The following is an 18,046-nucleotide window of genomic DNA, read 5'->3' as shown; positions in this document are numbered from 1 at the left end:
ATCAGGCCTCGTTCGGATTGATCAACGCCCTCAGGACATGGTCTTCCCAGACGTCGGCAATTTTCAGGTAGGCGCGGGCATAGCCTTCCTGTTCGAAGCCAAGCGACTGCAGAAGTCGCTGGCTTTTCAGGTTGCGTGGCAAGTGGTTGGCCATGATTCGATGCAGGCCCATTTGCTCGAAACAGTAGCGATTGGTGACCTCCAGCGACCTTTTCATCAAGCCCTGCCCCTGAGCGGCTTGCGCCAGTGAGAAGCCGAGGTTGCAGGCCTGGAAAGCACCTCTCACGATGTTGGTGTAGCTGCAGCGCCCCTGCAAGTTGCCGTCGGGATCGGTAATAAGGAAAAAAATCGCGTTGCCTGCCTGCATGCTTTCCCACTGCTGCTGGACCCTTGAGCGGGCGTTTTCGAGGATGAAATAGTCATCATCCCTTAGCGGTTCCCAAGGCTGCAGATGCTGGCGATGGGTGTTTTCATAGCGGTTGATCAATTCGGCATCATCAAATGCCAATGCCCTGAGAGAAAAGCCTTCGCCTGCATACTGCATGTTTACTCCCCTTATCAGTCTCTATCCGGATTATCGTTCCTACGCTCCAGCGTGGGAATGCAGTTCGTGACGCTCCGCGTCACACGGCGGTTCTGCGACTTCAGGTGGATTGAGGTTCGACTCAGGTCACCTTTTCGCCCCTCGGCGAGTCACTTTGATGGGGCCAAAGTGACCAAAGCCCCTGGCTCCGTTTCCGGCCCGACTTCGTCGGGTTCCTTCGCCCTGGCACTGATCCGGGGGTCGCCGCAACGGGCCATCCATGGCCCGGTGCGGCTAGCCTGGCGTCCTGCCAGGCTACCCCCGGATCAGCGCCAGGACTCAGCCGTCACTTACGTCGCAATTTGCGTCGTCAGTGCGATCGTGGTCGAAAAGCATTTCGGTGGCAGTGACTGCGATTTTGACTATCGTACCCACGTTCCAGCGTGGGAATGCGGTTCGTGACGCTCCGCGTCACACAGCGGTTTTCTTTGTCAGGTGGATTGAGATTCAACTCAGGTCACCTTTAAGGCGGCTATAACGACCTCTTCGCGAGCAAGCGAAGCGTCGCCCGGCTCGCTCCCACAGGTGTTGTGTGCTTGCACTCAACCACCCAATGCTCCTAGGCTCACCCGACCTTTGATTCGGGAAGCACCATGGACAGCTCTCTCAGCCGCCGCGAGCGGCTGCATATTGTTATTTTCGAGGCCAATACGCCTGCCGGACGGACGTTTGACAAGGCGGTGCTGGTCGCGATTCTGCTCAGTCTGCTGGTCACCATTATCGACAGCATCGAGAGTATTCATCGTGATTACGCGATGCTCTTCGCGTGGATCGAATGGGGCTTCACGCTGATGTTTGCCATCGAATACATTCTGCGCCTCTATTGCTCGCCACGGCCGCTGAAGTACGCGTTCAGTTTCTACGGGCTGGTGGACCTGCTGGCCATCGTGCCGGGCGTGCTGTCGATCTATTACAGCGATGCGCAATACCTGCTGATCGTGCGGATCATCCGCATGCTGCGGATCTTCAGGGTGCTCAAGCTCGGCACGTATCTGCGTCAGGCCAATTACCTGCTGGCGGCGCTGCGTGGCAGCAAGCAGAAGATCATCGTCTTTCTGGTCACGGTGTCTACACTGGTCACCGTGTTTGGCACGCTGATGTACGTGATCGAAGGTCCGGAGCATGGTTTCACCAGCATTCCCAAGGGCATTTACTGGGCTATCGTGACCCTGACGACGGTGGGCTTTGGCGATATCGTGCCCAAGACCCCGCTCGGCCAGATGCTCTCCTCGCTGGTGATGATTACCGGCTACTCGATCATCGCCGTGCCCACCGGAATATTCACCGCCGAGCTGGCCAATGCCATGCGCGGCGAGCAGCTGAAACACGATTGCCCGGTGTGCTCGAAAAACCTTCACGAGCATGGCGCGGCGTTCTGCTCACGTTGTGGCAATCAATTGTTTAAAAAAACCGAGCACAAGGCATAAGCAAAGATCTTTTCGGTCTTTAAACCGCAGGCGCGATGCTGATAGTGTCGCGGCATTACGCCATCAGGCTTGTTACACGACTCTTCATCTCAAGGACCCTGCAGTGAACAAACTCTTCGCCGCCTCGCTACTGGCCGCCGGCCTGGCCTTTGCCAGCGCTGCCCAGGCAGCCCCGACGCTGCTCAACGTCTCCTACGACGTGATGCGTGATTTCTACAAGGACTACAACAGCGCCTTCCAGAAACACTGGAAAGCCGAGAAGAATGAAGATGTGACCGTGCAGATGTCCTTCGGCGGGTCGAGCAAGCAGGCGCGTTCGGTCATCGACGGGCTGCCGGCCGACGTGATCACCATGAACATGGCCACTGATATCAACGCCCTGGCCGACAATGGCAAGCTGGTGCCGCAAGACTGGGTCAGCCGTCTGCCGAACAACAGTGCGCCGTTCACCTCGGCCACGGTGTTCATCGTGCGCAAGGGCAACCCGAAGGCCCTCAAAGACTGGCCGGATCTGATCAAGGATGGCGTGGAAGTCATCGTGCCCAACCCGAAAACTTCCGGCAACGGCCGCTACACCTACCTGTCGGCCTGGGGTTACACCCTGAAAAAAGGCGGCGATGAAGCGGCGGCGAAGAAATTCGTCGGTGATCTGTTCCTCCATGTGCCAGTCCTTGATACCGGCGGTCGCGGTGCGACTACAACCTTCATGACCAACCAGATCGGCGACGTGCTGGTCACCTTCGAGAACGAAGCGGAAATGATCGCCCGCGAATTCGGCCGTGATCAGTTCGAAGTGGTTTACCCCTCCGTGTCGGCAGAAGCCGAGCCACCGGTGAGTGTGGTCGACAAGGTGGTGGACAGGAAGCAGTCGCGCGCTCTGGCCGAAGCCTACCTGAAATACCTGTGGTCACCGGAAGGCCAGGAGATCGCCGCCAAAAACTACCTGCGCCCGCGTGACCCGCAGGTGCTGGCCAAGTACACGGATCGCTTCACGAAAGTGGACTTCCTCTCGGTGGAGAAAACCTTCGGTGACTGGCGCACGGTGCAGAAGACCCACTTCATCGACGGTGGTGTATTCGACCAGATCTATCCGGGCAAATAAGCCGCTCAGGCAATGCAAAACGGCGACCTTCGAGGTCGCCGTTTTTATTGAAGCCTGAATCATTTACTGAACTGTTTGCCCAGCCCTGCCGGCACACCACTGACATCAGTCGCCTGCCATGGACCGTTGGGGCTGGTCGCCCAGCTCCAGCCGTCATTCCACTGGTAGTAAGTGCGCTGGCGATAAAAGGTGTTGGGCTGATCGTCCATCACGTACACGCCCAGGCGCGGGTCCCAATGGCTGCCGCCGCCCGGTGGCGGCGCGAAGCTGGCCGAGGTCTTCGGCGCTGCGGCAGGCGCCTTGGCAGGCTCCGAAGGCGCAGGACCCGGACGCGGTGCGCCGGGCTGCTGGCCACCCGGCAGGTTGAGGATCGGATCCTGGCCATGTGGCGGCGCCGGATGCTGGACAGCACAGGCACTCAGGCCAACGACCAGACCCAACAAGGTAATGCGTGCGATACGGTACATAAGCGAATTCTCTAGTTATCCGGACTGTCGATGATCAACGCCTGCTGAACCCCGGAATCACTGGCCAGTGGCTGACTGCGGCCGACCCACTCACCGGTGGTTGGCTGCCCTGCGCGAGACACTCGCGCAACCAGTTGGACTTGCGCAAAGTTCGACAGGTTCAGTTGCGGCATCATCGCGTCGGAATCGCTCAGTTCCACGTTGGCAGGCAGGTCCGCCACGGTAATGCGTTTGACCGCCAAGGGTGCCGCCGGCCCCTTGATGGCGCGGGCGAAGATGAACACGCTGTCGCTCGGCCTTACTTTGCCCTGAAGCGCAGGAGCCAGCTCGACATGAATTCTTATCGACTTCGCCTTCACCGCAGGCGCAACCTCTGCAGCGCGTTTGGCGAGGTTTTCTCTGGCGCGGGCAATGCCGCCTTCCAGGGCCGAACGCGATGCGTCATCTGCGGGCAGTGCCGCGAGCAGCCGGGTCCAGTAGTCCATCGCCGCCTGATAGCGCTGTGTTTCGAACGCGGCAATCCCGAGCAGACCAAGACTGGTGACTTCCCTGGGGTCAGCCTGCAGTGCTTCGTCGGTCAGCGTCTGCACCTGTGGCGTGAAATGCTTGTCGCTGGCGAAGTACAGCGCCTGGGCCCACTGCCCGAGCAATTCGGGCTGCCTTCCGGCCAGCGCCACTGAACGCTCGAACATCTGCGCGGCATCACCCGGGCGGTTCTGTGCCATATAGCTGCGCGCCAGAAAATACAGGTTTTCGGCTGAATCCGGCTGAGCCTGCACACTACGCTCCAGACGCCGGGTCATGTCTGCCAGCGAGGTCGGGGGTCGAGCGAATTCGCGACTCAATTCAACCCGGTCACTGGCACCCAGCTCGAGATAGCCTGCCAGCCCCAATACCGGCACCAGCACCGCGGCCAGCACCAGCCAGGGCTTACCCAGACGCGATGTCCGGGCGGGCTCTGCACCTTCGGTGTCGGCCAGCAGCTCGCGCGCTGCTTCGGCACGTGCAGCCTGCAGTTGCGTCAACGACAACACGCCCTGTTCCTGCTGAACCTGCAGCTCGCTCAGTCGCTCCTGATACAACGCCACGTTGAGAGCCGTGCGGTCTTCTTCCCGTTGCGCGCGATGGCCGCGCAGCAGCGGAATCAGCAGAAAGCTCAGCGCAACCACCAGCAACAGCCCGGTTGCCATCCAGAAATCGATCATGTGCGGTGGTCATCCAGCAAGGTGGCGAGACGCTGCCTCTCATCGTCGGAAAGCCCGTCGGCCTCCGCCGATTGCGCCTTGCGGCGGCGGCCAACGATAAACCCGATCACCACAAGGCCGCCGACCAGCAGGCCGGCCGGCCCGAACCACAGCAGCCAGGTGCGCGCCGTCAGGCTCGGATTGTAGCGAACGAAATCGCCATAGCGATCGACCATAAAATCGATGATTTGCTGATTGCTCTGCCCTTCGCCCAGCATGCGGTAGATTTCCTTGCGCAAGTCAGCGGCAATTGGCGCATTGGAGTCGGCGATGTCCTGATTCTGGCATTTCGGGCAGCGCAGCTCTCTGGTGAGTTCGCTGTAGCGCGCGCGCTCGGCGTCGTCGCGAAAGGCATAGGCATCGATGGCCGCGTGGGCAATGCCGGCGCACAGCACGCTGAGCAGGACGATCAGCAGGCAGCGCTTCATGGCCGCGCCTCATCAATCAGTTGCTGATAACGCGCCGCAAGTTTTTCGCGCCACACTGCGTCGTCGATGACCCCGACGTGTTTGTAACGAATGACGCCCTGAGCATCGATCAAAAAGGTTTCCGGCGCACCGTACACCCCCAGGTCGAGGCCCAGAGAGCCGTCCTGGTCACGAATATTCAACTGATAAGGATCATGGAATTCCTTGAGCCATTTCAGCGCGTCAGCGTTGACGTCCTTGTAATTCACGCCGTAGATCAGCACGCCCTGCTGCGCCAGCCGGGTGAGCACCGGATGCTCCACCCGGCAAGCCACGCACCAGGTGCCCCAGACGTTGACCAGCGCAGGTTTGCCGAGCAGATCGGTACGGCTCAGCATCCGCTCGCCCTGCACCGCCGGTAGCGAGAATGCCGGAAAAGGCTTGTCGATCAGTGCCGAGGGCAGCTCGGCGGGGTCCAGATACAAACCGCGATACAAAAACGCCGCCACGCCCAGAAACAGCACCAGTGGCAACACCATGACCCAGCGTCTCATTGTGCAGCTCCCGACATACCCAATGCCTCGCGCACCTTGTTCTTTACCCGGGTGCGATAACGCCGATCCAGCGCCGCCAGCACACCGCCCAGACCGGTCAGCAGGCCGCCAAGCCAGATCCAGCGCACAAACGGTTTGACATGAACCCGAACGGCCCACGCACCATCGCCCAACGGCTCACCCAGGGCGACATACAGGTCACGGGTGAAACCGGCATCAATACCCGCTTCGGTCATCATCGACTGTTGCACGGTGTAGAGGCGCTTCTCCGGGTGCAGTTCGGTCAGTTGAGAGCCGTCGCGCAACACGCGAACCGTGCCCCGATCAGAGGTAAAGTTCGGTCCTTCATAATGCCGGGCACCCTCGAAGACAAAGGTATACCCACCCAGTTCGGTGGACTCGCCGGGAGCCATGCGCAAATCGCGCTCGGCGCTGTTCTGGCTCGACAGCACCACGCCCAGCGCACACACGACAATGCCAAGGTGCGCCAGCTGCATGCCCCAATAGCTGCGGGTCAGACCGCGTGCGCCGCTGAGCAGACCCTTGTGGCGGGTCTTGTCGAGCAGGTCGCGAACCCCGGCCAGCAGCACCCAGGCTGCGAGCATCAGGGTCGCCAGTACCGCCCACTGGAAATCGCCCAGCAGCAGACCGGCAAGCACCGCCAAGACGACGCTGCCAACCAGTACCGGGGCCAGCATGCCGAGCAGCCATTTCAGCGGCGTATCCTTCCAGCGCACCAGTACGCCGACCGCCATGACCACCAGCAACAGGCCCATCAATGGCACGAACAACGTATTGAAGTACGGCGGCCCGACCGACATCTTGGCGCCGCTCATGGCATCGATCACCAGCGGATAAAGGGTGCCCAGCAGAATCATGGACGCGGCAACCACCAGCAACAGGTTATTGCCCAGCAGCAGGGTTTCCCGTGACCACAAGCCGAATCCGACCTGGCTTTTGACCACCGGTGCGCGAATCGCGAACAGGGTCAGCGAACCGCCCACCACGACCAGCAGGAACATCAGGATGAACACGCCGCGCGCCGGGTCCGAGGCAAAGGCGTGCACGGAAGTCAGCACCCCGGAACGGACCAGAAAGGTGCCGAGCAGGCTCAGCGAAAACGCAGCAATGGCCAGCAATACCGTCCAGCTCTTGAACACGCCTCGTTTTTCCGTGACCGCCAGCGAGTGAATCAGCGCAGTGCCCACCAGCCAGGGCATGAACGAGGCGTTTTCCACCGGGTCCCAGAACCACCAGCCACCCCAGCCCAGCTCGTAATACGCCCACCACGAGCCCAGGCTGATACCGATGCCAAGAAAGGCCCAGGCCACCAGCGTCCACGGCCTGGACCAGCGCGCCCAGGCAGCGTCGAGGCGGCCGCCGAGCAAGGCGGCGATGGCGAACGCAAAGGCCACGGAGAAGCCGACATAGCCCATGTACAGCATCGGCGGATGCACGATAAGGCCAATGTCCTGCAACAACGGGTTCAGATCACGTCCATTCGCTGGCATCTGCGGCAACAGACGCGCGAACGGGTTGGAGGTGAGGATCAGAAACAACAGGAAACCCAGGCTGATCATGCCCATCACGGCGAGGACCCGCGCCAGCATCACCTGGGGCAGTTGCCGGGAAAACACCGACACAGCGAAGGTCCAGCCACCGAGAATCAAGGCCCAGAGCAGCAATGAACCTTCATGCGCGCCCCACACGGCGCTGAACTTGTAGTACCAGGGCAGCGCCGTGTTGGAGTTCTGCGCAACGTAGGCGACGGAGAAGTCGTCGACCATGAATGCATAGGTCAGGCAACCGAAGGCGAAAATCAGAAAGCTGAACTGGCCCCAGGCTGCCGGACGGGCAAGGCTCATCCATAAGCGATCGCCGCGCCATGCGCCGATCAGCGGAATGATGGCCTGCACCAGCGCAAAGCCGAGCGCCAGAATCATGGCCAGATGGCCGAGTTCGGGAATCATCGATCAACCCTGTTTGACGGGTGTGGGAGACGCAGCCGGTGCCGCCTGACCGCTGTCACGCAGGGCCTTGGTGACCTCCGGGGGCATGTATTTCTCGTCATGCTTGGCCAGCACTTCATCGGCCACCACCACCCCCTGTGCATTGAGTTTGCCCAGCGCCACGATGCCCTGCCCTTCACGAAACAGATCGGGAAGAATGCCCCGATAGGTGATGGTCACCGACTTGTTTAAATCGGTGACCACGAAACGCACGTCCAGTGAATCAGCCGAACGCTGCAATGAACCCTTTTCGACCATGCCGCCAGCCCGAATCCGCGTGTCCAGTGGTGCCTCGCCATTGGCGATCTGACTGGGGGTGTAGAACAGGTTGATGTTTTCCTGCAAGGCGCTGAGGGCCAGGGTCAAGGCCAGACCGACACCGGCCAGCAGCGCCACAATGATCAACAGACGCTTTTTGCGCAGCGGGTTCACGGGCGATTCTCCCGCTTCAGGCGACGCGCCTGCTGTTTCATAAATCGCTGCCGTGCCCATAGCGGCAGCGCCACGTTGATCAGCAGCACTACAAGGCACAGGCCGTAGGCCGACCAGACAAACACTCCGTGGCGGCCCATGGCAAGAAAATCGCTGAACGATGCAAAACTCAAAGCGTGTTCTCCGACTGCGCTGTCGTGTGACCCAGGCAGCGCAGAATCTCGGCCTTGACCCACTGCGTGCGCGCCTCGCGACGCAGCACTTCAAGGCGCATGCGCATCATCAGCAACACACCGAACAAGCAGTAGAAACCCAGCGTGGTGAACAGCAGCGGCAGCCACATTTCAACCGGCATGGCGGGTTTCTCGGTGAGGCTGAACGTCGAACCCTGGTGCAGGGTGTTCCACCACTCGACCGAATACTTGATGATCGGAATGTTCACCACACCGACGATGGCCAGCACCGCGCAGGCCTTGGCGGCGCTGTCGCGGTTGCTGACGGCATTGCCCAGCGCGATCAGGCCGAAATACAAGAACAGCAGAATCAGCATCGAGGTCAGTCGCGCGTCCCAGACCCACCATGCCCCCCAAGTGGGCTTGCCCCAGATCGCACCGGTCACCAGCGCCAGCGCGGTCATCCACGCGCCGATGGGTGCAGCGCATTGCAGTGCGACATCGGCCAGCTTGATTCTCCAGACCAGCCCGACCAACCCGCACACGGCCAGCATGACGTAGCAGGATTGAGCGAGCATCGCGGCAGGTACGTGAATATAAATGATCCGGAAACTGTTGCCCTGCTGGTAGTCCGGCGGTGCGAACGCCAAGCCCCAGACCATGCCGATGACCAGCAACAGCACGGCGGCAACACTCAGCCAGGGCAGCAGGCGTGCGCTGACGCGGTAAAACCCTTTCGGTGAGCCGAGGGTGTGCAGCCAGGCCCAACGGATGCTGCTTTTCATGGCGTTGCTTTTCATCAGGGTGCATCCAGGGTATTGACCGGCATCGAAGTCTCGATCCCGGAACCTCAATTATTCGCCGATGCTGATTTTCAGGCCAGCGGCTATCGCAAAGGGTGTCAGGGTGATAGCCAGCGCCGCCAGGCTGCCCAGCCACAGCAGATAGCCGGTCGCCGGCATGCCCTGCAGCGCGGCCTGCAAAGCACCGCTGCCCAGAATCAGTACCGGGATGTACAGCGGCAGAATCAACAATGCCAGCAGCAGGCCGCCGCGCTTCAAACCCACGGTCAACGCCGCACCCAGTGCCCCCAGCAGGCTGAGCACCGGAGTGCCCAGCAGCAGCGAAACCATCAACACCGGCAGGCACTGCACCGGCAGCCCGAGCATCAAGGCCAGCAAGGGTGACAACAGTACCAGTGCCAGCCCGGAAAAAGCCCAGTGTGCCAGCACTTTGATCAGAACCAGAAGGGCCAGCGGGTGCGGCGAAAGGACCCACTGCTCCAGCGAGCCATCCTCGAAATCACTGCGTAACAGCCCGTCCAGCGACAGCAGCACGGCCAGCAGTGCCGCCACCCAGACCAGCCCTGGCGACAAGGTTTGCAACAATTGCGCCTGCGGTCCCAGCGCCAGCGGGAACAGGGCAACCACGATCGCAAAGAACACCAGCGGGTTCGCCAGCTCTGCCGGACGCCTCGCCAGCAGCCGCACCTCACGGAGCATCAGCAGAACAAACACGTTGCTCATGCTGACCACTGCCCCAGGTCGAGGTCCCGATAGCCCGCAGGCAGACGGCTCAGACTGTGGTGGGTGGTCATGACAATCATGCCGCCTTGCTCACAGTGCCCGGCGAGGTGGTTTTCCAGTTGCTCGACTCCTTGGCGGTCGAGCGCGGTAAACGGCTCGTCGAGCAACCAGAGTCGCGGGCCCGGCAGATACAGACGTGCCAGCGCAACGCGACGCTGCTGCCCGGCCGACAAGGTGTGGCAGGGCACGTCCTCGAAACCTGCCAGACCGACCGCATCGATCGCGGCGGCGATGACATCGGCACCGGCCGGCTGGTGAAGTGCACTGAGCCAGGACAGGTTTTCCAGCGGCGTCAGCAAATCCTTGAGCGCCGGCGCATGACCGATCCACAACAGCTTGCTGCCCGGTGCAGCAAGCTGCCGGCCCATTGGTTGCGCGTCGAGCAGTACCTGCCCGGCCGTTGGCTGCATCAACCCGCACAGCAGGCGCAGCAGGCTGGTCTTGCCGCAGCCGTTGGGACCGCTGATCTGCAGCATGTCGCCCGCGTGCAGTTGAAGATCGAGGTTTTCGAACAGCATCCGCCCGTCCCGCTCACACGCCAGAGCCGTCGCTTGCAAAAATGGGGTGGCTGGGATCATGGGGCGTTTCCAGTGCTTTGCGTCGCGAAATGTGCCAAAACAGACACATACGGAGTAAAACGCGGTTCAAGTCGGGATTGATACGGCCGTTACATGAAGAGAAGTTAATGGCGGCTGGTCCGGTTTCGGCCGGTATTATACATGCGAGTCCTGTTATCAAAGGGGCAATTTCCTTGGGTCGATAGTTCAATGACAGGCGACATCACCAGCGTTCCGGCAACAAACGCCACCATGACACTGCTGCGCGCCGGCATATCCCCGGCGCAAGTGCTGACCATGCTGCAATCGGCGGAAAATCTGATCCCCGAAGGCGAAACCGCCAACGCCGAAGTGCTGACCCTCAAGCAGGTCAATCAGAACTTCCAGTTACTGCTGCGGCTGGTGCTTGCCAACGGCAGCCTGACCAATTTGCCGGTCACCAGCAGCGTCCCGTTCACGCCCGGCAGCCTGCTGCAAGTGGCGCAGGCGTCGGCCAACGAGCTGACCTTGACGCTGCAGCAGCTCAACAGCGCGCTGAAAAACTCGATGACCAGCATCGATACCCGACAATTACCGGTCGGCACGCTGCTGCAGGGCAAAGTCATGACCAGCCAGGAGATTACTCAGGCAGTCAATCAACCGGCCGCCCAGAACCCGGCCGCTGCGACGCCTGCCTATCGCTCCATCGTGATGCTGCTCAACACGGCGCTGGCGGGTTCCAGCCTGACCATCGAGAGCCCGCAGCCGCTGACGGTGGGCAGTCTCTTGAGCGCTCAGGTACAAGGCAATCAGGCACTCAACTTCGTTGCCCTGCCCGGTCGTTTCGACCAACTGGCAGTGGCGCAGCAACTGTCCGCACAGCAAAATCGCCAAGGCTCGCTGGATACCCTGATCAACGCCCTGCAAAACCTGCAGTCCGGCAGCCCGGCCAGTAACAGCTCGGCCATCAGCGCCCCATTGCAGGCCAGTATCAACCAGTTGCTCGCCGACCTGCCCGATGTCGAGCAGATGACCACCCCCAAAGGCGTGGCCCAGGCACTCAACGCCAGCGGCGTGTTTCTGGAAGCCAGACTGCTGGCCGGCTTGAACCCGGCGCAAATGCCGGACATGAAGGCCAACCTGATGCGCCTGATCGCCCAGATCCTTCCCGGCCTGCCGGACAACATGTCTTACGGCGCAGCGGCGGCTTCCAATACCCTCGCGCGCACGATGCCCAATGCCATTCGCAATGCGCTGGGCACACTTGGCCTGGTCGCGGCACGCACTCAGCCAAGCATTTTTCCGTTGCCGTCGCGCACTGTCAGCGGTGGTGAGAAGGAGGATGATCTGGAAATCCTCCTCAAGCTCGCTGCGGCTGCCGTCTCACGCCTGCAAAGCCATCAACTGGGCGGGCTGGAACAGACGCGGACCAACGCCGACGGCACCCAGGTGACCACCTGGCAGCTGGAAGTGCCAATGCGCAACGCCCACGACATCGTGCCCCTGCAGGTCAAGGTGCAGCGCGAAGACACACCTGATCAGGAAGCGGCCGAAGACCGTGATGATGTCGAGATCAAGGACACCCGGGAAAAGCTCTGGAAAGTCGATCTGGCGTTCGACCTCGAGCCTTTGGGGCCCTTGCAGGTGCATGCGCAGTTACTGCGCGGCACGCTGTCCAGCCAGCTATGGGCCGAGCGCCCCGACAGCGCGGCATTGATCGAACATGAACTGGGGTATTTGCGCGAACGGTTGATAGCCTGTGGCCTGGCGGTGGGCGAACTGGCCTGCAGTCACGGCGCCCCGCCAAGCGGTCCGCGTACCGCACTCGAACAACGCTGGATCGACGAGAACGCCTGATGACCCTGCCCGATCACACTCCGCGCCAGGCTATCGCCCTCAGCTATGACGGCCAGCACGCACCGACACTCAGCGCCAAGGGCGACGACCAGTTGGCCGAGGCCATTCTAGCCATTGCCCGCGAGTACGAAGTGCCGATCTACGAGAACGCCGAACTGGTCAAGCTGTTGGCACGCATGGAGCTGGGCGACAGTATTCCCGAGCCGCTGTACCGCACAATTGCCGAAATCATCGCGTTCGCCTGGCACCTGAAAGGCAAGTTTCCGGTGGGTCAGGATCCGGACGCGCCACCTGTCGAGCGCGATATCACACCGCGCTACTGACAGCAGAAACGCTGGCCGGTATCACATCGCAATCGGCTTGCGCCCTGCAAACGAGTGCGCCAGGGTGCCGCCGTCGACCAGGTCCAGCTCGCCACCCAATGGAACGCCGTGGGCGATGCGTGACGCGACCAGGCCCTTGTCGTGGAGCAACTGGGCGATGTAATGCGCCGTCGCTTCGCCTTCCACCGTCGGATTGGTCGCGAGAATCACCTCGGTGAAAGTGCCCTGCTGGCTGATGCGCTCCATCAACTGCGGAATGCCGATGGCCTCCGGCCCCAGACCGTCGAGTGGCGAAAGATGGCCCTTGAGCACGAAGTAACGACCGCGGTAGCCGGTCTGCTCCACCGCATAGACATCCGTCGGGCCTTCGACCACGCACAGCAGTGTGTCGTCACGGCGCGGATCCGCGCATTGCGGGCAGAGCTCCTCTTCGGTCAGCGTGCGGCACGAGCGGCAGTGACCTACGCCGTCCATCGCCTGCCCCAGTGCCTGCGCCAGCCGCGAACCGCCGCTGCGGTCACGCTCCAGCAACTGCAACGCCATGCGCTGAGCGGTTTTCTGACCGACGCCCGGCAGCACGCGGAAGGCATCGATCAACTGGCGAATCAGGGGGCTGAAGCTCATGGAGAAAAATCCGACAAAAACACAAGACGCGGTTTATACCCGCGCGTTGCCGTGAGCGTCAATTAAGGTATTCAACCCAGCGACCAACAGCGTGCCGGTGCTTTGCCGAATCAGGCTTTCAGGGCTGTCTCGAGAAACTCGGTCAACGCCTGTACCCGTGCACTGCGATGCTTGCGTACGGGCACCAGCAGGTTGATCGGCGCACTGGCCAGCTGCCAATCGGCAAGCACCCTCACCAGCCTGCCACTGGCAATGGCATCGCTGACATCCCACTGCGAGCGCAACACGATGCCCAGCCCCTGCTCGGCCCAGCGCCGGGCCACCGAGCCGTCGTTGCTGAGCAGCGCGGGCTCGATGCGCAGAGTCTTTTTCGTCTGGCCCTTGCTCAGGTGCCAGAGGGTGACGTCTTCGTCGTTTTCGCGAATGCAGATGCAGCGATGGCCAGCCAGTTGGTCGGGCGTCGAGGGCGCACCATGCTGCTCGATATACGCCGGGCTGGCGCACAGCCAGCGATGATTCTGCGCCAGAGGCCTGGCGATCCACAGGCTGTCATTGAGGCTGCCGATGTGGATCACCGCATCGCTGTCATGACGGTCCGGCCAAGGCGTTTCGCGCAGGTCCAGGTGCAGACACAACTGCGGGTGCAGCCTGGAGAAGCGCGCCAGCAGCGGCGCAATGCGCTGGCGTCCATAACCGAATGGCGCTGCCAGGCGCAGCGTGCCCACCAGCCGTTCATCACGCTGCTTGAAGGACTCCGGGAGCGCCTCCAACTGCTCCAGCAACTGTGCGCTTTCGCGTGCGAAACGCTCACCATCGGCCGTCAGACTCAGGCGTCTGGCATCGCGGTTGGCCAGGGTGATGCCCAGTTGCGTCTCCAGTTTGCGCAAGCGCATCGACAGCGCGGGCGGCGAGACATTGAGGATTCTGGCGGCAGCACTGAGCGATTCGCAGCGCGACAGGGTCACGGCCAGACGCAGGTCTTCGATGGCAATCATTCACTTCAGCTTAAGGATTGATGATCACGCATTGAACCACAGCTTTATCATCGCTGCGTAGAGTGACGGTCGTACCCAGTCACACGAGCGCTTTCCATGTCAGCCTCCCTGTCCTCTCTCGATACGCCTGTGGCGCTGCTAGATGTGTCGCGCATGCAGCACAATATCCAGCGCATGCAACAACGCATGAACGAACTGGGCGTGCGCTTGCGTCCGCACGTCAAGACCAGCAAATGCCTGCCGGTCATCCAGGCGCAGATTGCAGCAGGCGCCAGCGGCGTCACGGTGTCGACGCTGAAAGAGGCCGAGCATTGCTTTGCCGAGGGCATCAACGATGTGTTCTATGCCGTCGCCATTGCACCCGGCAAGCTGGAGCAGGCACTCAGACTGCGGCGCAAGGGCTGCCGCCTGAGCATCCTCACCGACAGCGTGGCGGCTGCCCGGGCGATTGTGGTCTTCGGCCAGGCACATGACGAACGTTTCGACGTCTGGATTGAAATCGACTGCGACGGCCATCGCTCCGGCCTGACTGTCGACGATCCCTCGCTCATCGAGGTCGCGAGGACGCTGGTCGACGGCGGCATGCAACTGCGCGGGGTAATGACTCATGCCGGGTCCAGTTATGACCTCGACACACCCGCAGCACTGCAAGCCCTCGCCGAACAGGAACGCAGGCTCTGCGTCAGCGCCGCCGAGCGGATTCGTCAGGCAGGACTGCCCTGTGCGGACGTCAGCATCGGTTCGACCCCGACGGCACTGTCGGCGCAGAGCCTGCACGGCGTGACCGAAGTTCGCGCCGGGGTGTATGTGTTCTTCGATCTGGTGATGCACAACATCGGCGTATGCCGGGCGGATGAACTGGCCCTGAGCGTGTTGACCACAGTCATCGGCCATCAGCAGGACAAGGGCTGGATCATCGTTGACGCAGGCTGGATGGCCATGAGCCGCGACCGTGGCACCCAGCGCCAGCGCGAGGATTTCGGCTACGGCCAGGTGTGCAGTGAAACCGGCGAGTGGATCGACGGTGCACGGGTTACCGGTGCCAATCAGGAGCACGGCATCATCACGCTTGCTGCGGGCAGCGAGGCCGACATCAGCGAGCGTTTTCCCATCGGCAGCCGACTGCGCATTCTGCCCAACCACGCCTGTGCCACCGGCGCGCAATTCCCGGACTACCACGCTTGCGACAGCGAAGGCGCAATCCATACCTGGAGTCGCCTGCATGGCTGGTGAGATGAAACCGATCAGTACGCCCCTGGCTGCAGCACCCGGCGGGCATTATTCTCAGGCGATGCTGCATCAAGGCACGCTGCATGTTTCCGGACAACTGCCGGTGCGCGCCGATGGCAGTCACAGCGTCGGCGAGCCGTTCGAGGTCCAGGCTGCCGTCGCGCTGGACAATCTGCTGGCCATTCTTGAAGCAGCGGGATGCAGCACGCATGACCTGCTGAAAGTGACCATCTACATCGCCGGCGTCCAGCACTGGCCAGCCTTCGACCGCATCTACGCTGGCTATCTGGGCGAGCATCGCCCTGCGCGTGCGGTGGTGCCGGTCCCGGAATTGCACCACGGCTACCTGATCGAGATCGAAGCCCTGGCGCGTTGCAGCCAATGAACATGCCCGGGAGCCTCTCATGACCCCACAAAAAAGCGATGTCCTGATTATCGGCGGCGGCTTCATGGGCGCGTCCTCCGCATTTTTTCTGCGTCAGCACGGCCGCTCGGTCACCCTGCTGGAGCGTGACCAGATCGGCCAATACGCCAGCGGCGTGAATTTCGGCAACGTGCGTCGTCAAGGACGGTTTCTCGGCCAACTGGAACTGTCCAATCGCTCCTGGGCATTGTGGAAGCGCCTGCCGGAGCTGATCGGCGAAGACCTGGAATTCATTCCCAGCGGGCATATGCGCGTTTGCTACCGCGAAGATGAAATCGCCGAACTGGAGGCCTATGCCGCCGCCCCGGAAGCCCGCGAGCTGGACTTGCAGATCCTTTCCGGCAAGGCACTGCACGACCGTTTTCCGTTTCTCGGTGCACAAGTCAAAGGCGGTTCCTATGCGCCCCATGACGGGCACGCCAACCCACGCCTGGCAGCCCCCGCATTCGCCCGCGCGGCGATTCGTGCGGGTGCAAGAATCGAAGAACGCACTGAGGTGACCGAGGTACAGAAGGTCGGCGGAGAGTTTCAGGTCACCACCGCCGATGGCCAGCTATTCGTCGCCGAACAGTTGCTCATCACTGCCGGTGCCTGGGGCGCCAGGCTCGCCGAACAGTTCGGCGAGTCTGTCCCTCTTGAGCCCAACGGACCGCAGATGTCGGTGACAGAACCAGTGCCGTACGCGCTGCCGACGGTGATCGGAGTGTTTACCAAGATCAAGGAAGAAGTGATCTATTTCCGGCAGATCCCACGCGGCAACATCATCATCGGAGGCGGCAATCGCAATAAACCGGACATGCTCAACCGCCGCGCCTACTTCAAGCCGGAGAGCCTGATCAACCAGATGAGACAGATGAAACGCCTGCTACCGGGCGCAGAAAAGCTGAACATCATCCGCGTCTGGAGCGGCATCGAGAGTTACACGCCGGACTCGTTGCCGATCATGGGCCGCAGCGGCAAAGTCGACGGCCTGTTCTACGCGTTTGGCTTCTGCGGCCACGGTTTTCAGCTGGGCCCCGGCGTCGGTGACGTCATGGCCGAGCTGATCAGCACCGGCAGCACGCGCACGTTGATCAGCCCGTTCGACATTCGCCGCTTCACCGACCCGACGGCCATCGAAATGCCATTCACGTCCAGCCTTATTAGCGCCGGAAAGTTGATATGAGCCAAATCGCCCAACCACCCCATCGCAACGGAGGCGCCATGCCTGCAACCTCAAACCCTCAATACCGCTATCGCCCGGTGACTGCGGCGGATATCCCGGCAGCCCATGCACTTTCAGTGAGCCTCAAGTGGCCACACCGCGAGCAGGACTGGGCGATGGTGCAACGTACTTCCGAGGGTTTTGTCGCCGAGCATGATGGCCAGCTGGTAGGCGTGGCGTTTACCTGCCATCAGGGCGACTGGTCCTCGATCGGGCTGGTGATCGTACGCGATGATCATCAGGGCAAAGGCATCGGCCGCTGTCTGATGAAGCTGTGTCTCGACGCAACGGCGCCGCGCACACCAATCCTCAACGCCACGGAACTGGGCGCGCCGCTCTACCAGAGCCTGGGTTTCGTCGACTTCGCACGCATCCAGCAGCATCAGGGCATTGCGGACTTGTCAGGTCTGGCGACACCGAAAGACGACTTGCCGATTCGTACGCTGGGCGCGACCGACCATGCAGAACTGATCCGGCTGGCCAACGCGGGCAGCGGCCTGGATCGTACTGCCGTGTTGACTGATCTGTTGCACGACGCAGAACAGGCGGTAGGGATTGAACACTCAGGCCAGTTGCAAGGCATCGCCCTGCTCCGCCGCTTCGGGCGCGGTCATATCATCGGCCCGGTGGTTGCCGGTGATGCAGATCAGGCACAACGATTGATTGAACACCTGCTGCAACAGATACCCGACATGTTCGTGCGCTTCGACATTCTGGCCGACTGCGGGCTGGCACCGTGGCTCGAAAGCCTGGGCCTGCCATGTGTCGACAGAGCACCGCGCATGGTGCTCGGGAGGCCACCTGCCTCGAACCCGGATGTGCAGCAATTCGCGCTGGTGACTCAGGCAATCGGCTGAAAACAGCACGGA

The 18,046-nt window shown here is 61.6% G+C and carries 21 protein-coding genes; 8 read left to right on the top strand and 13 right to left on the bottom strand.

Going from position 1 to position 18,046, the window contains the following annotated elements:
- Nucleotide 1: 1 nt before the first annotated feature.
- A complete protein-coding gene (locus BLR20_RS13920) occupies nt 2–544 on the bottom strand; it encodes a GNAT family N-acetyltransferase (RefSeq protein WP_054993062.1) in 543 nt (180 codons plus the stop codon).
- Between the two features lie 632 nt (nt 545–1,176).
- Between BLR20_RS13920 and BLR20_RS13910 the strand changes: the two genes are divergently transcribed.
- Together BLR20_RS13910 and BLR20_RS13905 are read left to right on the top strand one after the other, a co-directional pair.
- Entirely contained in the window at nt 1,177–2,010 is an 834-nt protein-coding gene (locus BLR20_RS13910; protein WP_010436157.1) for an ion transporter, read from the top strand.
- A 103-nt stretch (nt 2,011–2,113) separates the two neighbouring features.
- Entirely contained in the window at nt 2,114–3,112 is a 999-nt protein-coding gene (locus BLR20_RS13905) for a sulfate ABC transporter substrate-binding protein (RefSeq protein ID WP_054993061.1), read from the top strand.
- A 59-nt stretch (nt 3,113–3,171) separates the two neighbouring features.
- Here the strand turns inward: BLR20_RS13905 and BLR20_RS13900 are convergent, their stop codons facing one another.
- From BLR20_RS13900 to ccmA, 10 genes are read right to left on the bottom strand one after another with little or no spacing between them, the layout of a single operon-like run.
- The gene (locus tag BLR20_RS13900; protein WP_054993060.1) at nt 3,172–3,579 is read right to left on the bottom strand and encodes a hypothetical protein; all 408 of its coding nucleotides are present in this window, start codon (nt 3,577–3,579) and stop codon (nt 3,172–3,174) included.
- 11 nt (nt 3,580–3,590) lie between these two features.
- Nucleotides 3,591–4,784 (bottom strand): c-type cytochrome biogenesis protein CcmI, encoded by a 1,194-nt coding sequence (gene ccmI / locus BLR20_RS13895; protein WP_054993059.1) that lies wholly within the window; start codon nt 4,782–4,784, stop codon nt 3,591–3,593.
- Nucleotides 4,781–5,251 (bottom strand): cytochrome c-type biogenesis protein, encoded by a 471-nt coding sequence (locus BLR20_RS13890; protein WP_054993058.1) that lies wholly within the window; start codon nt 5,249–5,251, stop codon nt 4,781–4,783. The genes ccmI and BLR20_RS13890 overlap by 4 nt, the downstream gene beginning before the upstream one ends.
- Complete coding sequence (locus tag BLR20_RS13885; protein WP_054993057.1) at nt 5,248–5,784, bottom strand: DsbE family thiol:disulfide interchange protein; 537 nt, start codon at nt 5,782–5,784, stop codon at nt 5,248–5,250. The genes BLR20_RS13890 and BLR20_RS13885 overlap by 4 nt, the downstream gene beginning before the upstream one ends.
- Nucleotides 5,781–7,754: a heme lyase CcmF/NrfE family subunit gene (locus tag BLR20_RS13880; RefSeq protein WP_054993056.1), complete on the bottom strand. Its 1,974-nt coding sequence runs from the start codon at nt 7,752–7,754 to the stop codon at nt 5,781–5,783. The genes BLR20_RS13885 and BLR20_RS13880 overlap by 4 nt, the downstream gene beginning before the upstream one ends.
- 3 nt (nt 7,755–7,757) lie before the next feature.
- Complete coding sequence (gene ccmE, locus BLR20_RS13875) at nt 7,758–8,225, bottom strand: cytochrome c maturation protein CcmE (RefSeq protein ID WP_054993055.1); 468 nt, start codon at nt 8,223–8,225, stop codon at nt 7,758–7,760.
- Nucleotides 8,222–8,398 carry a heme exporter protein CcmD gene (ccmD, locus tag BLR20_RS13870; protein WP_010436173.1) on the bottom strand — a complete coding sequence of 59 codons (177 nt, stop codon included), beginning with the start codon at nt 8,396–8,398 and terminating at the stop codon, nt 8,222–8,224. Before ccmD ends, ccmE begins: the two co-directional genes overlap by 4 nt.
- A complete protein-coding gene (locus BLR20_RS13865; RefSeq protein ID WP_054993054.1) occupies nt 8,395–9,198 on the bottom strand; it encodes a heme ABC transporter permease in 804 nt (267 codons plus the stop codon). Before BLR20_RS13865 ends, ccmD begins: the two co-directional genes overlap by 4 nt.
- 54 nt (nt 9,199–9,252) lie before the next feature.
- Complete coding sequence (gene ccmB / locus BLR20_RS13860; RefSeq protein ID WP_010436178.1) at nt 9,253–9,924, bottom strand: heme exporter protein CcmB; 672 nt, start codon at nt 9,922–9,924, stop codon at nt 9,253–9,255.
- Nucleotides 9,921–10,562, bottom strand: coding sequence for a cytochrome c biogenesis heme-transporting ATPase CcmA (ccmA, locus tag BLR20_RS13855; RefSeq protein WP_054993053.1), 642 nt, complete (start codon nt 10,560–10,562; stop codon nt 9,921–9,923). The genes ccmB and ccmA overlap by 4 nt, the downstream gene beginning before the upstream one ends.
- A 189-nt stretch (nt 10,563–10,751) precedes the next feature.
- Between ccmA and fliK the strand changes: the two genes are divergently transcribed.
- Both fliK and BLR20_RS13845 read left to right on the top strand, forming a co-directional pair.
- A complete protein-coding gene (gene fliK / locus BLR20_RS13850; RefSeq protein ID WP_054993052.1) occupies nt 10,752–12,377 on the top strand; it encodes a flagellar hook-length control protein FliK in 1,626 nt (541 codons plus the stop codon).
- Nucleotides 12,377–12,700, top strand: coding sequence for an EscU/YscU/HrcU family type III secretion system export apparatus switch protein (locus tag BLR20_RS13845; RefSeq protein WP_054993051.1), 324 nt, complete (start codon nt 12,377–12,379; stop codon nt 12,698–12,700). Before fliK ends, BLR20_RS13845 begins: the two co-directional genes overlap by 1 nt.
- 21 nt (nt 12,701–12,721) lie before the next feature.
- On the opposite strand, the gene recR is transcribed toward BLR20_RS13845, so the two are convergent.
- The gene (gene recR / locus BLR20_RS13840; protein ID WP_004408165.1) at nt 12,722–13,324 is read right to left on the bottom strand and encodes a recombination mediator RecR; all 603 of its coding nucleotides are present in this window, start codon (nt 13,322–13,324) and stop codon (nt 12,722–12,724) included.
- A gap of 110 nt (nt 13,325–13,434) precedes the next feature.
- Entirely contained in the window at nt 13,435–14,319 is an 885-nt protein-coding gene (locus BLR20_RS13835; RefSeq protein ID WP_010436192.1) for a LysR family transcriptional regulator, read from the bottom strand.
- A gap of 96 nt (nt 14,320–14,415) precedes the next feature.
- Between BLR20_RS13835 and BLR20_RS13830 the strand changes: the two genes are divergently transcribed.
- From BLR20_RS13830 to BLR20_RS13815, 4 genes are read left to right on the top strand one after another with little or no spacing between them, the layout of a single operon-like run.
- Entirely contained in the window at nt 14,416–15,552 is a 1,137-nt protein-coding gene (locus BLR20_RS13830; RefSeq protein ID WP_054993050.1) for a DSD1 family PLP-dependent enzyme, read from the top strand.
- Nucleotides 15,542–15,934 (top strand): RidA family protein, encoded by a 393-nt coding sequence (locus tag BLR20_RS13825; RefSeq protein ID WP_010436198.1) that lies wholly within the window; start codon nt 15,542–15,544, stop codon nt 15,932–15,934. The genes BLR20_RS13830 and BLR20_RS13825 overlap by 11 nt, the downstream gene beginning before the upstream one ends.
- A 19-nt stretch (nt 15,935–15,953) precedes the next feature.
- The gene (locus BLR20_RS13820) at nt 15,954–17,138 is read left to right on the top strand and encodes an NAD(P)/FAD-dependent oxidoreductase (RefSeq protein ID WP_054993049.1); all 1,185 of its coding nucleotides are present in this window, start codon (nt 15,954–15,956) and stop codon (nt 17,136–17,138) included.
- Nucleotides 17,139–17,176: 38 nt separating this feature from the next.
- Complete coding sequence (locus BLR20_RS13815; RefSeq protein ID WP_054993066.1) at nt 17,177–18,034, top strand: GNAT family N-acetyltransferase; 858 nt, start codon at nt 17,177–17,179, stop codon at nt 18,032–18,034.
- The last annotated feature ends 12 nt before the right edge of the window (nt 18,035–18,046 follow it).

The organism is Pseudomonas congelans (assembly GCF_900103225.1).
GTDB lineage: Bacteria > Pseudomonadota > Gammaproteobacteria > Pseudomonadales > Pseudomonadaceae > Aquipseudomonas > Aquipseudomonas congelans.
Note: the sequence above shows the minus strand (reverse complement) of the source record. Positions and strands in the feature narration are given on the sequence as shown.

What these genes read in the sequence shown, in the direction of transcription:
- BLR20_RS13885 (WP_054993057.1), bottom strand. Translation starts at nt 5,784, where the DNA reads ATGAGACGCTGGGTCATGGTGTTGCCACTGGTGCTGTTTCTGGGCGTG.
- BLR20_RS13900 (WP_054993060.1), bottom strand. Translation starts at nt 3,579, where the DNA reads ATGTACCGTATCGCACGCATTACCTTGTTGGGTCTGGTCGTTGGCCTG.
- BLR20_RS13910 (WP_010436157.1), top strand. Translation starts at nt 1,177, where the DNA reads ATGGACAGCTCTCTCAGCCGCCGCGAGCGGCTGCATATTGTTATTTTC.
- recR (WP_004408165.1), bottom strand. Translation starts at nt 13,324, where the DNA reads ATGAGCTTCAGCCCCCTGATTCGCCAGTTGATCGATGCCTTCCGCGTG.
- BLR20_RS13920 (WP_054993062.1), bottom strand. Translation starts at nt 544, where the DNA reads ATGCAGTATGCAGGCGAAGGCTTTTCTCTCAGGGCATTGGCATTTGAT.
- fliK (WP_054993052.1), top strand. Translation starts at nt 10,752, where the DNA reads ATGACAGGCGACATCACCAGCGTTCCGGCAACAAACGCCACCATGACA.
- BLR20_RS13890 (WP_054993058.1), bottom strand. Translation starts at nt 5,251, where the DNA reads ATGAAGCGCTGCCTGCTGATCGTCCTGCTCAGCGTGCTGTGCGCCGGC.
- BLR20_RS13845 (WP_054993051.1), top strand. Translation starts at nt 12,377, where the DNA reads ATGACCCTGCCCGATCACACTCCGCGCCAGGCTATCGCCCTCAGCTAT.
- BLR20_RS13865 (WP_054993054.1), bottom strand. Translation starts at nt 9,198, where the DNA reads ATGAAAAGCAACGCCATGAAAAGCAGCATCCGTTGGGCCTGGCTGCAC.
- ccmA (WP_054993053.1), bottom strand. Translation starts at nt 10,562, where the DNA reads ATGATCCCAGCCACCCCATTTTTGCAAGCGACGGCTCTGGCGTGTGAG.
- BLR20_RS13820 (WP_054993049.1), top strand. Translation starts at nt 15,954, where the DNA reads ATGACCCCACAAAAAAGCGATGTCCTGATTATCGGCGGCGGCTTCATG.
- BLR20_RS13835 (WP_010436192.1), bottom strand. Translation starts at nt 14,319, where the DNA reads ATGATTGCCATCGAAGACCTGCGTCTGGCCGTGACCCTGTCGCGCTGC.
- BLR20_RS13830 (WP_054993050.1), top strand. Translation starts at nt 14,416, where the DNA reads ATGTCAGCCTCCCTGTCCTCTCTCGATACGCCTGTGGCGCTGCTAGAT.
- BLR20_RS13825 (WP_010436198.1), top strand. Translation starts at nt 15,542, where the DNA reads ATGGCTGGTGAGATGAAACCGATCAGTACGCCCCTGGCTGCAGCACCC.
- ccmB (WP_010436178.1), bottom strand. Translation starts at nt 9,924, where the DNA reads ATGAGCAACGTGTTTGTTCTGCTGATGCTCCGTGAGGTGCGGCTGCTG.
- BLR20_RS13880 (WP_054993056.1), bottom strand. Translation starts at nt 7,754, where the DNA reads ATGATTCCCGAACTCGGCCATCTGGCCATGATTCTGGCGCTCGGCTTT.
- BLR20_RS13815 (WP_054993066.1), top strand. Translation starts at nt 17,177, where the DNA reads ATGCCTGCAACCTCAAACCCTCAATACCGCTATCGCCCGGTGACTGCG.
- ccmI (WP_054993059.1), bottom strand. Translation starts at nt 4,784, where the DNA reads ATGATCGATTTCTGGATGGCAACCGGGCTGTTGCTGGTGGTTGCGCTG.